This window comes from Sporosarcina sp. Y352, from assembly GCF_056786535.1.
In genome coordinates this window covers 1-15,516 of record NZ_JBXCJE010000006.1, presented here as the reverse complement: position 1 = coordinate 15,516, position 15,516 = coordinate 1, and the positions used below count along the sequence as shown (strand labels likewise).

The 15,516-nt window shown below is 33.6% G+C and carries 17 protein-coding genes; all 17 read left to right on the top strand.

Annotated features, from left to right (window positions below):
- Positions 1 to 45 precede the first annotated feature (45 nt).
- Positions 46 to 696 (top strand): hypothetical protein, encoded by a 651-nt coding sequence (locus AC1TO6_RS11735; RefSeq protein WP_482101794.1) that lies wholly within the window; start codon positions 46 to 48, stop codon positions 694 to 696.
- Positions 697 to 1,693: 997 nt separating this feature from the next.
- A complete protein-coding gene (locus AC1TO6_RS11730) occupies positions 1,694 to 2,095 on the top strand; it encodes a hypothetical protein (RefSeq protein WP_482101793.1) in 402 nt (133 codons plus the stop codon).
- A gap of 701 nt (positions 2,096 to 2,796) precedes the next feature.
- Positions 2,797 to 3,744: a hypothetical protein gene (locus AC1TO6_RS11725; RefSeq protein WP_482101792.1), complete on the top strand. Its 948-nt coding sequence runs from the start codon at positions 2,797 to 2,799 to the stop codon at positions 3,742 to 3,744.
- Between the two features lie 163 nt (positions 3,745 to 3,907).
- Positions 3,908 to 4,222, top strand: coding sequence for a hypothetical protein (locus AC1TO6_RS11720; RefSeq protein ID WP_482101791.1), 315 nt, complete (start codon positions 3,908 to 3,910; stop codon positions 4,220 to 4,222).
- A 601-nt stretch (positions 4,223 to 4,823) separates the two neighbouring features.
- Positions 4,824 to 5,426: a recombinase family protein gene (locus AC1TO6_RS11715; protein ID WP_482101790.1), complete on the top strand. Its 603-nt coding sequence runs from the start codon at positions 4,824 to 4,826 to the stop codon at positions 5,424 to 5,426.
- Between the two features lie 397 nt (positions 5,427 to 5,823).
- Entirely contained in the window at positions 5,824 to 6,111 is a 288-nt protein-coding gene (locus tag AC1TO6_RS11710) for a hypothetical protein (protein ID WP_482101789.1), read from the top strand.
- Between the two features lie 209 nt (positions 6,112 to 6,320).
- Complete coding sequence (locus AC1TO6_RS11705; protein ID WP_482101788.1) at positions 6,321 to 6,974, top strand: HAD family hydrolase; 654 nt, start codon at positions 6,321 to 6,323, stop codon at positions 6,972 to 6,974.
- Between the two features lie 254 nt (positions 6,975 to 7,228).
- Entirely contained in the window at positions 7,229 to 7,588 is a 360-nt protein-coding gene (locus tag AC1TO6_RS11700) for a PadR family transcriptional regulator (RefSeq protein WP_482101787.1), read from the top strand.
- Positions 7,552 to 8,325, top strand: a complete 774-nt coding sequence (locus AC1TO6_RS11695) for a VanZ family protein (protein WP_482101786.1) — start codon at positions 7,552 to 7,554, stop codon at positions 8,323 to 8,325. Before AC1TO6_RS11700 ends, AC1TO6_RS11695 begins: the two co-directional genes overlap by 37 nt.
- A gap of 461 nt (positions 8,326 to 8,786) precedes the next feature.
- Positions 8,787 to 9,296: an RNA polymerase sigma factor gene (locus AC1TO6_RS11690; protein WP_482101785.1), complete on the top strand. Its 510-nt coding sequence runs from the start codon at positions 8,787 to 8,789 to the stop codon at positions 9,294 to 9,296.
- Positions 9,286 to 9,906 carry a zf-HC2 domain-containing protein gene (locus AC1TO6_RS11685; protein ID WP_482101784.1) on the top strand — a complete coding sequence of 207 codons (621 nt, stop codon included), beginning with the start codon at positions 9,286 to 9,288 and terminating at the stop codon, positions 9,904 to 9,906. Before AC1TO6_RS11690 ends, AC1TO6_RS11685 begins: the two co-directional genes overlap by 11 nt.
- 680 nt (positions 9,907 to 10,586) lie before the next feature.
- Positions 10,587 to 10,970 (top strand): hypothetical protein, encoded by a 384-nt coding sequence (locus tag AC1TO6_RS11680; RefSeq protein WP_482101783.1) that lies wholly within the window; start codon positions 10,587 to 10,589, stop codon positions 10,968 to 10,970.
- A 75-nt stretch (positions 10,971 to 11,045) separates the two neighbouring features.
- Complete coding sequence (locus AC1TO6_RS11675; protein ID WP_482101782.1) at positions 11,046 to 11,333, top strand: YolC/YozM family protein; 288 nt, start codon at positions 11,046 to 11,048, stop codon at positions 11,331 to 11,333.
- A gap of 325 nt (positions 11,334 to 11,658) precedes the next feature.
- Positions 11,659 to 12,186, top strand: a complete 528-nt coding sequence (locus AC1TO6_RS11670) for a sigma-70 family RNA polymerase sigma factor (protein WP_482102013.1) — start codon at positions 11,659 to 11,661, stop codon at positions 12,184 to 12,186.
- Complete coding sequence (locus AC1TO6_RS11665; RefSeq protein ID WP_482101781.1) at positions 12,176 to 13,192, top strand: DUF4179 domain-containing protein; 1,017 nt, start codon at positions 12,176 to 12,178, stop codon at positions 13,190 to 13,192. Before AC1TO6_RS11670 ends, AC1TO6_RS11665 begins: the two co-directional genes overlap by 11 nt.
- A 189-nt stretch (positions 13,193 to 13,381) precedes the next feature.
- Positions 13,382 to 13,921: a sigma-70 family RNA polymerase sigma factor gene (locus tag AC1TO6_RS11660; RefSeq protein ID WP_482101780.1), complete on the top strand. Its 540-nt coding sequence runs from the start codon at positions 13,382 to 13,384 to the stop codon at positions 13,919 to 13,921.
- Positions 13,914 to 15,320, top strand: a complete 1,407-nt coding sequence (locus AC1TO6_RS11655; RefSeq protein ID WP_482101779.1) for a DUF4179 domain-containing protein — start codon at positions 13,914 to 13,916, stop codon at positions 15,318 to 15,320. The genes AC1TO6_RS11660 and AC1TO6_RS11655 overlap by 8 nt, the downstream gene beginning before the upstream one ends.
- Positions 15,321 to 15,516: the final 196 nt, after the last annotated feature.

Sequence of the window (15,516 nt, the reverse complement as noted above, 5' to 3'; positions counted from 1 at the left end):
AATTCCGATTTTTTGTGTCGAGGTAAATGTTAAGGGGTGATTTATATGGAGGTTCCAAAATCGGTTGAGGAACATTTAAAGGTGTTACAGGGAATAAATGATGGATATGAACTTAGTAAAATAATCTTCCAAAATGATGAATTGATATTTGAGACTAATACATTGTCGTTTTGGACAATAAAAAAAGAAGATAATCTTGTTCATGTATCGCCTAAAAATGGAATTGCAAATTTTAATGTCAGAATAATTAAGAATGGGCTTGAGCAAGAGTTCGATATACCAGTGATTCCTAAAAGTATAGCAAATAAATTTAGAAGTCGAGATCTTACTTATATCATCGCTGAATGTTTCAACATAGATCAATTTAAGCCTGAGGGTGATTTGACAGAGGAAGAGAAGATAAAGTACTTTGACCTGTCTGAAATATACTTAACATTCATTGGTGAGAATGCTCGCGAAATCTTGGAAGAAATTGACCCAAGTCAAATTGATTCAATTGCTAGTGCGGATTTATTGTACGAGTTTTTAAAGAGTAGCTTACTAAAATTTGGTGGCAATCAAACAGCTTTAGACGAAATCATGAAGCTTATAAAGGAATATGAAGACATGAACAAAGCTGATGAATTTAACAGGAGTAAATTAGGATTAATTCTAGATGGAGCGGAGAAGATAGCCGTTAAATATATTATTAATTAATATAAGCACCCATTGTGGTGCTTTTTCTATGCCTAAAAATAACGGAGTTGGACGGTGATGTGATGTGCCAAACTGGAATGAAATTCAGAGGAGTGGGAAACCACAAAAATAACACTTGCTGCATTAGCTGATAAGCATGATGCTAAACTCGGTACGTTGAGTAGGAAAAGTCGTGAAGCTTGGGTTAGTAGCCGTCTATGAAGGATGCAAAAAGTATTTGTAGAGTCGGATGATTTAACCGATAAGCAGAGGCTTTTTTGTATTTAGAAGTTAGAAGCATTGGACGAATACCTTCAATTAAATAAAACGTGATGATAAATATAACTAAAAATCAAATAAATCATGAATAAAAAAACTATATTGAATTGTTGATAGAAAAAGGCGTTTAACGTAGCGATAACCTAAGGTGCAAGGCAGATGTTTTAAACTATAGAATTCTAATAACATATCTATTTTCCCTATATATAATACAGAGCATAGCGTTTGTGATTATATTAACTTAAATTTTTTAGAAATAGATATAAAATTAACCTTTATTATAGGTAGTGCAAATACATATGTTATTAGATTTACGTTAAGTCGATGGGGTGTTTAATAGGGTGTTTAGTATATAGATTAAACACTTGAAGTGGTTACAAACGCATTAATGGAGGGGTTTATTGGATTTTCTAATTTACCTCCTCTATTAGTATAGAGTTCAAAAGAGTATGAAGAGGTTGGGAAGTTACTGTCCTCTTTTTTGCGTTCAATAAAATCAAAAGGAGAATGGTAAATATGGATTGATTTTAGGGTGGATCACTTTAAGAAAGCAATAGCAGGTAGTACTTTTTAACTATTTATAATACTTTGTTGACGATTTCTGTTTCTGCCTAGATAGTAAGTAGTGTAGAGGTTAAATCAGTGAGATGTCAGTTGAGAAATATTACAAGAAGGCTGCAAGAATCCCGATTTAACCAAATCAACATCTAAATATCAAACTAAAAGGAGACGATGGAGAATGCTAAGAATTAACTTGAAACGCGTTTTTACAAATGAAGAGGAAACAATTCTGTACTATGATGAGGCTTTGCTAAAAGACAAATTTATTTTCGAAGAAAGAACCGTAATGGATAAAGAAGGAGTCCATACAGAAATCAATCTAAAACACTTCAATGACTCTGATGCCTTCCACTTTATGTTGTATGATGGGAGTTTATTGTCACCGATTCAAACGCTAAGAATTCTGTCCGACGTTGTGGCGTTATACCAAGATAATTCATTGAAAGTATTCTTAGGATTAATAGATGATTTAAGGATAGGTGGTATGACTGCACTGTCACAATCCACAGAAGAAAGACAAGAAGAAATCAGAGACTGGATCAAACAATCATTTGTAGAGGTTCTACAGTCTAAAAGTTAATCTTCAAAACTAATAGTCTACTACTAAAGGATGCCATTTAAGTATCCTTTTTCATTTGCCATTTTAGTCTCCCATATCTATACACTCTCACAGACCTATCACAGCTCGATTCTATCGACTCTACTTAAATATGAATACAGTTTCAGCGCACTAACCCCATTGAACTTAATCAACGACTCAACAAATGGCAGGGCAAGCTATTTAGAGATAAGAAAACGATTGAAATATATATTTGTGAATCATACAAAAGAATTTCAAATTCTTGTTGATATTTCTGGGCTTTGCCGAGATAGTAAGTAGTGTAAGGGGACCATTAATTGGAAGGTTGTTCTTCGTGGATTTTTATGTGAGATGTCAGTTAAAAAATTCAGCAAGAAGAAGGGGAGTTATATGGCTAACTCATTAAGCTTCATGAGAATTGCTACAAGAATCCTTATTCAACCAGTTTAACAATAAGTTAAACTATCGAGGATTATGAAGGAAGGAGAATCTGCATGAAAAGTATTTCAGAGTCACCAACATAAAACGATTTCTTTTTTTGTTATACAGTTGCATGGGCCAATTCCTAAAAGGAAAAGGATGGGAATAGATTAACCCCTATGCAAAGATAGAGAAGTTACGGGAAGCGGAGGAATACCGTCAATTAAATAAAGCGTTTCGCCAATATTAAATCAAATCAAAATGAGAAAGGGGTCAACAAAATGAAATACGATGAAATCTATAATCTTATCAATTATGATGAACGATACGAATCCAAGTTGCACATGCCAAATGAAATATTCACGGATTTAAAGAACAACATCAAGAAAACACCTCATATTGCCTTTGCTTACACATATACCTATTTTGTAACGTGGCTCTACAGGTATACCAAGTACTTTGTCGGTGGGGAGGCCATTGACAATGCAAAAATAAAAGAGGTTTTGGGGTATAATCCAAAAACACAAACCCTTGACTATCTTATAAAAAAGAATGGTTTGTTAGACGAGTTGGAATACTTGACATCTACAAGGGATTTCCCTGTTGGTTGGAGTTATTCGGGGTTAGATTATGAGTTGCTAGAGTTTACGATGCTATCCGAGATGATAGAATTCGAAAGCTATCTACTTAAAGTCTCGAAACGCTTTTTCATCAAATACCCAAACAAGGCATTCTACAGACCAATTTTAGATGACGAAGGTTTCGGAGAAGAGGGGACGTTTTATATAATTGACAATACACATAATATCCCCTTCGAAGTATTCCTTTACTGCATGAGCAACAGTGCTATTGGATGTAGCGGTTTCTATTTATATGCCTACCTAAAACATAAAAATGATATTTTTCCGGATGGGTATAATGTTTCCATTGACGATTTATCTGAGGGGGCTGGGATGATTAGAAGAACACTAAACAAGTATCTAAGTAGTTTGAAAAGCCATAATTTAATTAGCTTTAAGCATAACCAAGAGTTTTTTGCAATTAATATGAGTGCAAAAGATAGAAAAGCAAACACTTATATTACAAATGATTATGATTCCTTCAGTAAAGATCCTGTAGCATATAATAAAATTAGAATTATGAAGAAGGAAGAATACTCTGAGATGTTGAAGACGCAGAGGAAACCTGTAAATAGGTTGGATTTTAAATTGGAAGAATTACCGTATTAAGTGTAAATCTAATAGTGTACTTATTGGGGGTATATATAATATAGATTTTATTTTAATATATTAAATTACTATCTAAATATATATTGTAATTAAAAATGTGGATACTCTATTAAATGTACCCCCAATAAGTACATTAATAGATAAATGAAAAACAGACAGGAAAATGTCAACGACACTGGCGGACGAACAGCACAACCAAACGACAATGATTGGAGGCGGTACTATGGACAAATTAATCAGTAACCTATGTAAATTATTGGAACAAGGTAAACCCGAGTCAATCGACTTTGACCTACTAATCGGAGCGTATACCCGTAAAAAAGTAGATGCTGCATCCATCCAATTGAACGAATTACAGCAGGCGGGACATTTAACATTTGAGCGTGAGGATTACGGCTGGAGAATTATCTTGCATGATCTAAACGCGATAAGAAACTTCCAAGTTGTTGGTAGCAACAGGGTAGCGTTAGATAAATAATTGAATCATTGCCGACAGTAATTCAACAATGGAGCGTACTCCCATCACGGATACGTTCTTTATTATATATGTAAACAGAGCAGAACTCCTATGCATATTGAGTCCTGTTATTCCACGAGACAAAAACACTCCCGAGCCTATTAAACAGAAACAACCACCTGTTAAGACGTAATCTACCGCTATAACGTCAGATTCACTCAAAAATAAGCAAACAGGTAAATAATCAATTAAGGCGGTATTTTCGTAACATATTACCTCATTAGGATTGGTTCTTTATGTAGCACACTTCACTTGGATAATGATTTACTACAGCTTTTACTAGCATGAATGGGAATAACTCTTTTATAACCTCTGTGTGTCTAGTTGGGGATAAATAGTGACCTCAAGCAATCACCAGAGATGGAACTGGCTGTATCGTAATGTACACATATTGAATCACTTTCAACCGTAAATTGAAAGCCATTACCTAAGCATTCTTATTCAAAATATAAGTGTATCATATAGTGTTGAAATAACTTTTGAAACGTATCATAATCAAGCATACTATTTGATGCACTTATCATATAATAAATATAACAAATAAGACGAAGGGGCGGTTAATATGAACACAAAAAAGTTTGCGTACATTCGTGTATCATCTCAACAACAAAATGAGGGTAGGCAAGTTGAAACGATGCTTAATAAAGGAATAGATGAACGTGACGTATTCATTGACAAAGCAAGCGGTAAAGACACCAACAGACCGCAGTATCAAGCGTTAAAAGGTATAGCACGTAAAGGCGATACAATCATATTTGATTCGATCAGCCGTATGTCACGCTCATATGAGGACATTAAAAATGAATATGCATACTTTGCAACTGAGGGTATCAACCTAGAATTTATAAATGAACCGATGTTAAACACCAAAGATACAACGGACGTTATGCAGAGAGCTATATCAGATATCATCCTAACTTTATTATCAGCTTTTGCAGAGAAGGAAAGAGTAGACATAAAAATTAGGCAAAAAGAGGGTATTGCACTAGCTAAAAAAGAAGGCGTTCAGTTTGGCAGACCAACAATAGATTTACCGGAGAATTGGAAAGTTGAATATGATAAATGGAAAAAAGGTAATCAAACAGCTGTACAGTTTGGCAAGAATACAGGATTAGCTAAAGCGACATTATATCGAAAAATAAAAGAATATGAGCAAAGTATCTAACAGGGTAGCCTAACCTAACCGCTACTCTTTTTTCTATATGGTCATATTTCGGCCAAATAACCATTAAAAAGAATATTTTATCCTGATAATAATACCTTCTAAACTCCCTATGTACAGTGCGTTAATGAAAGTTGGCATAAGGGGTTAGTGGGGGGGCTATTAACAAATAGTTGAGACCGTTGTTCTACGTGCAGAAGAAGACCACCCAAAATCACACAATCTATTTTGAGATGAGACCGGTTAATGTTTATTTAATGAAAAACCAAACCCGTATATTAAACGGGTTCGGATCCTATTCCTCGACCTGATGCAGAAGTAGAAGCAGACGATCAAAAAATTGAGATGATGCACATTAGTATTATTACACGACAAAAATAAAAATATATGGAGGTTAGTAATGTTATTTATGATATTTGGGGTTATTGCAATAGTAGCAACTTTTATAAATCTTTATATGTATAAAGCAGGAAAGGATTATAAGCTTGCTATGGCGATGGGATTATCATTTACAGCATTAACACTTTGTGCAGAATACAGTCTTGTATCGGTGTGGGTAGAAGTGGAAGATTGGTCAGCTTTAGGGGATGTAGTACCTGGTATGGAAAGGGTATTATGGTTTTTGACAATTTTTTCTATCTTACTAAATATAGCACCTATACTTTTAGAACTAAAAGGTAAGAAATAATTACTTATTGTCACATCATTTATATAATATGCAATTAATGTGTAAGTCTTTATGTATAACTAACGGGTGCTTTACTTCAAGACGGAGTGAAGCTTTTTTCTTCTTGAACTAACGGGGCAGTTTAGTACAATAAGGGATTGGTTAAATTATTCTGTCTTTATGTTAAACTTTAGTAGTTATTCAACAATGATAAATAGGGAGAGAAAGCAATGGTACAATCACTGATTTTTGATATGGATGGAACTCTATTTCAAACAGATAAGATTTTAGAATTATCCCTTGATGATACATTTAACTATTTACGGTCACAAAATAAATGGGATACAGTAACCCCTATTGATAAATATCGTGAAATTATGGGTGTGCCTTTACCTAAAGTATGGGAAGCTTTGTTACCTAATCATTCCAATGAAGTAAGAGAACAAACTGATGCTTATTTTCTGGAAAGATTAGTTGAAAACATAAGAAGTGGGAAAGGTGCTTTATATCCAAATGTAGTAGAGATTTTCAGTTATTTAAAAGAGAATAATTGTTCAATTTACATAGCGAGTAATGGTTTAACGGAATATTTAAAAGCGATTGTGAGCTATTATAATTTGGATAATTGGGTTACTGAAACATTTAGTATTCAACAAATACAAACGCTCGATAAAGGAGATTTAGTTAAAAGAATTATAAAAAAATATGATATAAAAAAAGCAGCAGTAGTCGGAGACCGTCTATCTGATATAAATGCGGCTAAAGATAATGGTTTAATTGCAATTGGATGTAATTTTGATTTTGCACAAGAAGATGAACTCGCTATGGCTGATTTGGTAATAGATGACTTAATTGAGCTAAAAGCAATATTACCTAAAATGTAAAATAACTTCTTCAACTAACGGGTGCTTAGATTAAGAATCGGCTGCCTTTACAGGGTAGCTTTTTCTAATTGAATGGAGTTAACTACTTCCGTGAATCGGTGTTATGTAAAGCTGTTGTGTATAGCATATACAAGGTTGTTCTGGTATCCCTTTTGTTATGTATGATTGGATAAAATTACATATTAACCTTGTAATGCGATGCACCATCGTGTTACGATGTAATTGTAAATATTTAGTCAAATTGAGGTGTAGTTATGGACAAAGAAATAATGAAGGGCAGTATTGATATTTTGCTACTATCGCTCTTGAATAAACGGGATATGTACGGTTATGAAATTGTAAAGACATTAAAGGGAAATAGTAATGAACTATATAACATGAGTGAGGGTACGTTATATCCTGCCTTAAAACGATTAGAGAATAAAGAATGGCTTCAATCATATTGGGAGAATTCTGAAAGTGGTGGGAGAAGGAAGTATTATAGAATTAAACAAGATGGAAAGAAAGAGTTGGAAAAGAAATTACAAGAATGGAATCAGATTAGCAATTTGATCAAAGTTTGTTCGGAGGGAATGGCATGGACAAAATCGAAACCTATATTGATAAAATCGTGAGTCAATTAAATTGTGACGAGGAAGATAAAAGAGACATAATTGATGAAATGAGAGATCACCTATACTTATTGAAAGGTGAATATATAGAGCAAGGTTTTACTCATAAAGAAGCAACGCAAAAGGCATTAGAAAGTTTCGGGGAACAAAAACAATTAATCAATGGGTATCAAGAATCTTTAATTCCTTTTTATAAATTATTCAAGAGAGCGACATGGACTGTATTTAGTCTGTACACATTTGTTCTTTTGTATCTCTTATTATTCAAGCGAATCGTTGGACGTATTTCAATATCTGCTCGTGTAGGTGAACCATATAATCCTTATTTCTTTTATCCGCGGGACTCTAGTGGGGGATTCTTTGATTTGAAAGTTTGGCAAGAAAATTCTAACTTAATACCTTTTCAAAATACTATACATTACATTTATGGCTCGCATAGTTATTACCAAAGATTTATTATAGATAATACACTAGGGAATATATTAATTTTCTTACCTCTTGGCTTTTTCTTACCTATTTTATTTAAAAAATATAAACTCGCATCGAGAGTATTTATTGCATCGATCATGTTAAGCCTTTCCATCGAAATTCTTCAATTTGTTTTGCAACTTGGTCAATTTGATATAGACGACATTATATTAAATGTAATCGGAAGTATGATTGGTTTTTCTATTACAAAGACAATGTATAGAATGACGAAGTTAACCAAAAAGAACAACTTACAAAGAACCATAACTTAATTTGCTTAGTTGAACAATCGGTTGCCTTTACAGGGCAGCCTTTTATATTGAGCATTGAAGTTAACTACTTCCGTGAACTGGCGTTATATCAACTTGGTGTGTATGGACTATACAAACTCGTTCAGTGATCTAATTCCTTGTTCAACTAACGGGGCAGTTTAGTTGAATAAGAAATGCAATAAATTTAGATATCGCCAAGAAAGAGAATATGAACACTGTTGTTTTACATACCTTTTTCAGTTGTAAGGTATTTCGATGTAATGTGTTGAATATATCTTTTATTCAACTAAGGGCAGGCTTCTGCAATAAGCTTAAACGAAGCATTTGAACAGTATATTATGTGGTGGAAAGTCCATATATAATATACTTTTTTAATTTCACAATAATAATTTGGTATTTCTTGTAACGAATATCGGTTTCATTCTATATATAAGTATCGCAACAGTGGAAGGAGGCATCTAGTGGAGGATTTAAGTGAAATCTATAAATCCTATGCAAATGAAGTAAAACGTTTTCTTCTTTGTTTAACATCAAGTGAGGATTTAGCAGAAGAATTAACCCAGGAAACATTTTATCAAGCTGTCAAGTCAATTCATCGTTACAATGGTGAATGCAAAATTTCGGTCTGGCTATGTCAAATTGCCAAGCATAGCTATTATGATTATTTAAAAAAGGCAAAACATCGAAATCATACAAGTATTGATTATTTAACGCAAAAAGGTGTAGATATACGTTCAAACGAAGATTTACCTGATATTGCAATGATGAAAGAAAGTACATTACGTGTAATTCATCAAGAAATTCGACAATTAAAGGAGCCTTATGCTGAAATTTTTTTACTTCGAACAACGCTGGATTTAAGTTTTAAAGAAATAGGTGACATATTTGAGGGAAGTGAAAACTGGGCGAGGGTTACATATTATCGTGCAAAATGCAAATTAGCAGAAAGGATGGATTTGGATGAACTGTAATATTATAAAGGATTTATTACCGTCCTATATAGACGGTATTTGTAGCGAAGAAACAGTTGCCGCAGTCGAAAGACATATCGAGCATTGCCAAGGGTGCAAAGATACTATGCAAATGATGAAGCAACCAACAGTACAAATAGTTGAAACAAATGTGGAAGCTGCGAAGGAACCGTTTAAACGCATCAACAAAAAACGACGTTTTCAAGTTATTACAGCTATTATGATGACCCTTATGCTCACTTTTATTGGCTATCAAATAGTTCAGAACGTAGGAGTCGTTCATCAATTCTTTTTTCCAAAAGTCATAGCAATTGTAGAAATAGAGGATGGTATGGAAGATTGGCAAAGTATTAGCTTCTCTTCTGATTTAATTAATCATCAAGATTATGTAATATATGATAGTCTTTTTTGGAAGAAGGAAATTGTTAATAGTGCGAATAATGAAAGTGATGTGTTACTAAGAGTAAAAGACGAAAAGGGTAATGTAATTATTGATGAATTTCAAATATCCCCTGGAAAAAGTATTAAATTAGATGGATTGGAGAAAAAAGAAAAATACTTTTTTGAAATAAAAGCTCCACAAGGACGTTTTACCATTAATGCAATATAAGGAATACAATAATTTAGATAGTAATCTAAATTATTTGAATTTCTAAATGTGAGAACGGAATAAGTAGCTACCTGTAAGGGTAGTTTTTTCTTATTGAACTAACGGGGCAGGTTAGTTGAACAAGAAAGTGTTTAATAAAGTCTCTGTTAAAGGAAAATGCTGTAAACTTTTCGGGGATATTCATTGTATTGGATAACTTTTATTATCTTAAAACGTCTATGTAAGAAGTAGCGAAAAAATGAGGTGATATTATGCCATTTATATTCAATAAGATAACACTTATCAGCATAAGTTTTTTATCATTTTGTTTAATAGTAATTGGATTTATATTACAAGCCATCCTTATCCCTATACAAGATATTCATCTTTTAACTAGCAAAGAGCTATTGGAAACTCAAAAAGAATATGCAATAAACTACCCCATAGGAACAGGGCTACTCTATTTAGGTCTGTTTCTAATGATTTTAGTTATAATTCTATTCATTTTTAAGTTTATAAAATCAAAGAGTAATAATCACTAATTGGATGTTTAACTATCCAACTACAATATTTGTTGTTCAACTAACGGGTGCTTTACTTCAATTAGGGGTTAAGCACCCTTTTCAATTCAACTAACGGGGCAGTTTAATTTAAACATTAATGGTATAGTTTTACTTAATTAAATGAAATGGGGGAATAGAATGAGAAAGTTTATAGTATTGGGGATTTTATTGTTACTATTTTTAGTTGGTTGTTCAACTAAAACAACTGATGAAAAAGTTGCAACCCTTGTAAGTAATTACTTACAAGCTGTAGAAACAAAGGATATATCATCAATGGTAAAATATGCTGATGATATAAGATTTCCAGATAAAGCTGAGCAAAAAGAGCAATATTCAAGTATTCTTGACGAAGATATTCACTCAGATGTTACTGATACTAAAATAGTAGAGCTTAAAAAGGTAAATGAAACGGAGTTTGAAGCAACTATTGAACTGATTGAACAGGGAAATTTAACCAAATTAACTTTCCCTGTTCAGAAGCAAAAAAGAGGTTGGAAAGTTATTGTTGGACAAGATAGATAGCAAATGAAGAGTGTTGTTTAACTTGTGTTCAACAATCGGGCTAGATTGTGATAACAAATGACGGAGGAGAAAAAAATGGGTGTTAAAAGAAAACTTGGAACACTAATTTTAGCGAGTCTTATTGCAATGTCTGTAGTATTTTGGTACTCGCAACAGGAGCCATATAGTACAGAGCTGGTTGTAAAAACTTTGTTTGATAAATATGAAGTACAAAGCACTCAAATTGGTAGTACTGACCCGGTTATATGGATAGATTTATACGATAAAAATCATATACCCGAAGTTGAAAATTATTTAAAAGCTAAATTGTCTAAAGATGACTTAGAACACTTTGAAATCGAAGTATTCTCTCGGTGGTCGTGAATTCTGAGGTGAGAACACTACTCAAAGTCAATGTGTTTTCAATAAAGGGAGAACTTATTAAACCGGTTTTCGACAAACGGGCGCGATTATTTAATAAGCGTCTCTGTTCTTATTAAACTAACGGGGTGCTTTACTTGAAAATCATTGAGCTAATAAAACAGCTCTTTTTCTTCTTGAACTAACGGGGCAGAATAGTTGAACAAGAGGTTTAAAATAGATAATGTAATCGTCCTTAATTCGGACGATTATTTTTTTATTTTGAAAAATTTAAGCCAAACTAGACTTTGTTTTGTCTAATAGATGTAAGACAAAAAAGAAAGGGTGAATTCCAATCATTGGATTAGTAAAAAAAGCACAAAAAGGAAATGACAAAGCTTTTTTAAAGCTGTTCCAGCAATATGAAGAAGATATTTATCGAATGGCTTATGTATATGTAAAAAACAAAGAAGATGCATTAGATGTTGCTCAAGAAGTAGCCTATCAATCATTTAAGAAGATAAATACATTGAAAAAGCCAGAGTATTTCAAAACGTGGTTAATGAGAATCACAATGAACTGTGCAACAAATGTAGTAAGGAAAAATAAAAAAGTTGTTCAGTTAAAACCAGAATATGAGGAATTTTTAGGAACGGAGAATGAAGATATTTCCTTTTCTATATCATTACAAGATTTGATAGATGGATTAGACGGGGATGAAAAAGGTATTGTTCTTTTAAGATTTTATCATAACCATACATTTAAAGAAATATCGGAGATATTGGAAATACCACTTGGAACGGCAAAATCTATTCTTTATCGTGCATTAGATAAGCTGCGTAAACAATTTAAGGAGGGTGATATTTGTGAACAATAAAATAGATCAAGAGTTACAAAAAATAGAAATTCCAAAAGAACTACATGAAAGATCTAAAATAGGTATAAAAAAAGCCAAGGCAGAGCAACAAAAGAGAAGATTTAAAAATCCATTAGTAGCAGCAATGATTTTAGGGTTATCTACCACTTCAGTTGCTTTTGCTTTTCCGTCTATTGCAGCACAAATTCCATTTATGGATAATGTCATTAGTTTTTTTAATGATGGGGAGAGAGTCTATAAAGATTTCGAAACCTTCTCGACTGATATTGGTCTTGCACAGACAAGCAATGGTACGACTGTTATGATAGACAATGCGGTTTATGATGGAACGAATGTTACTATTTTATATGCAATCGAAACAGAACAAGAAGTTGAACAAGAAATTGAAATCCGTGCAATGAATTGGTTTGATGTTGTTGGTGCAAGAGGTAAGGGAGGTAGTGAAAAAATTACAAAGATTAGTGACAATCGCTATGTAGGGTTGGCAACTTTCACTCCCGATTTCGAAGATGAAAAGTATCCAGAAACGATTGAAATTACTTGGAATCCTGAAGCCTTTAAAAGTTTATCAAATGATTTAGAGGTAGAAGGTGATTGGTCATTCGCCTTTTCACTTAATCGTTTAGAAGGTAATATAGAATTGTTAAATGAAACGGTACAAAATGAAAATGTGAACTTCACGCTTAAATCTATTGAGTTCACTGATGTATCCACTGTAATTAGCTATGAACAAGTGGTTTCTGGTGAACTCCTAAAAAAGTGGCAAAGTGTGACACCTGTTTTCTATGTAACAGATGACCTCGGTAATGTGTATATGAATGGAACTAGTGGTGGTGGTACTTCACCTGACAGTGGTAGAACATTCAAAGGAACAAGTGATTTCGATACGATTAAAGAGGGAGCTAGTAAACTTATCATTCAACCTGTTCAAATTGCAAGTCTCAATTATGGAAAAGGTCATACAAAAATTGAGCTTGAGCCTATTGTCATCGACTTAAAAAAATAATAATAATTTGGTTTAATGAATACTTAAAGTAACAGCTTGCAGAGCCGCTTAGACGGCTCTTTTTACTTGTTCAACTAAAGGGGCAGGTTAGTTCAATAAGAAGTGCTTTTGTATGATATTGAAAAAATCTTAATTTCTTGAAACTTTTATTGATGATAGAGTCCACTAATAGGTGAAGGGGGTGAATTGATGGAAGCGGAAATCCACCGATTAGTTAAAAAAGCAATTAAAGGTAACAAAAACGCCTTTGAAAAGTTGGTTCAACATCACTATGAAAGAATCTACCGGACAGCTTATCTTTATGTACATAACGAATCAGATGCATTGGACGTGGTCCAGGAGGCAACCTATCAGGCCTATACATCCATCAACTCGTTAAGAAATCCGGAGTATTTTACGACCTGGCTCACCAGGATTGTGATTAGATGTTCGGGGCGCGTGATAAAGAAAAGGGACAATGTTATTCCAATGAGTGATGAATTATTAGCCAACTTACCGGATGAATCGAATTCAAACATTGAAGAGTCTTCACAGCTTCTACATGCCGTTCAGCAGCTAAGACTGAATTATCGTACAGCCATTATTTTATTCTATTATTACGATTACTCGATCAAAACGGTTAGTAGTGTGATGGAAATCCCAGAGAATACCGTCAAAACATATTTAAGCAGAGGAAAAGCAGAGTTGAAAAAGGTTTATAAAAGTGAGGAGGACAAATGCCATGGATAACAAAGAACTCAATGATTCAATTGAACAAATACCTGTGCCAAAAGAAAAAGTTTTTAACGCCATTTCCAAAGGGATAAACAAAAATGTGGATCGAGGATATGGAAAGAGAAAGAAAAAGAAGGTACTTGCTGGTGTAACAGCTACGGCTGCTATTTTTGGAATCATCGTGGCCTCCGGATTTTTTAATCCTACCATGAATAATGTATTGGCTAATGCACCTTTAATAGGTGCAATCTTCCAAGAATTTAACGATCCAACAGGTGTTGATTTAGCTTATCAAAATGCCGTTACTGAACTAAATCAAGCCGTTACAAAAAATGGAGTGACTGTCAAATTAACTAGTGCGTACTTTGATGGCAGTGTAGTGTCAATTACAGGATTTGTAGACGAAGAAGTTGAAAATGGGGGAAATGAAAAAGGGGAAGTAAGTTTTGATGTTAACTTTGAGCACAATGAAGGGGATCATGATCCTTGGTTAAATGGACCAAGAGCAATTAAGAAAGTGGAAAATGGATATAAATTTCAATGGAAAATGGAATATCCATATAAATCATTCAATGAGAATTTCACTCTCCCTATAACCATTCATAATATCAATGGTATAAAAGGTGAATGGAATTTTAATATACCTATTCAACAAGATAAAAACACTACACTTGCCTTAAATCATGAGCAAGGATACCCGGAAGATGGAGTCAAAATCCGTATTAAAGAAATCCTTACCGCAAAAGCGTCATCTTCACTTGTTTATGAGACTGTGGAAAAATACAAGGGTGATGACTTTATTATTTCAAAAGCTGTTGATGATAAAGGAAATGTATATAGGTTTGGAAACCAAACAGTCCTCGAGGATTCTGAACAAGGAGATGGATATCATAGTACCGTTCGGACAGTGATGCCCAAGCTAAATTCCAACGCTACTTCCCTTACTTTTTATCCGCAGTTAAATATAGCAGACCCAAAAGTAGAGCAGCTATTGGATAGGAAATCATTTACTTTAAAAAGCGAGCGCCTTAATTTAGGCCTGCAGGTAAATGATGTTACTCAAAAAGGTGGGAAATTGGTAATAGATTATCAATTTACAGGGCTTCCGAATCCTTTGAGTAAACGTAAACTTGAAATAGTTAACCATAATTTGGAATACAATTTCTGGTTGGTCGATAAGGAATATTTAACCAAGATCGACCCGGAAAATCCATGGCCTCCTAAAAACCACGGAATTCCATTTAATAAAGTAGAAATGATTGATAAAGCAACAGCACACTTCCAATCTACTTTTGACTTCAACGGAGAAGAAAGGATTGAGAATTTTAAGCTGGAAAACACAATCCTACTGTTCGATTTTTCAAGCTTTGTCTCTTCTGAAGATTTAAAACCATTTACTGTTGAACTTCGATAAGAGAATGTCCGAAAAGATTACTCCTGAAGTTTTAGTTGGGATAGCCAATTCTATTGATTATTGAATCGAATTAAATTTCTCTTATTCAACTGACGGGTGCTTTCGTATTATAAGGTTAACCAGTTTTTACTGGTTGACCTTATTTTTATAGGATTTAATATATCAGTAGCCAGGGTAGGACGTACGGGTGCGTGGG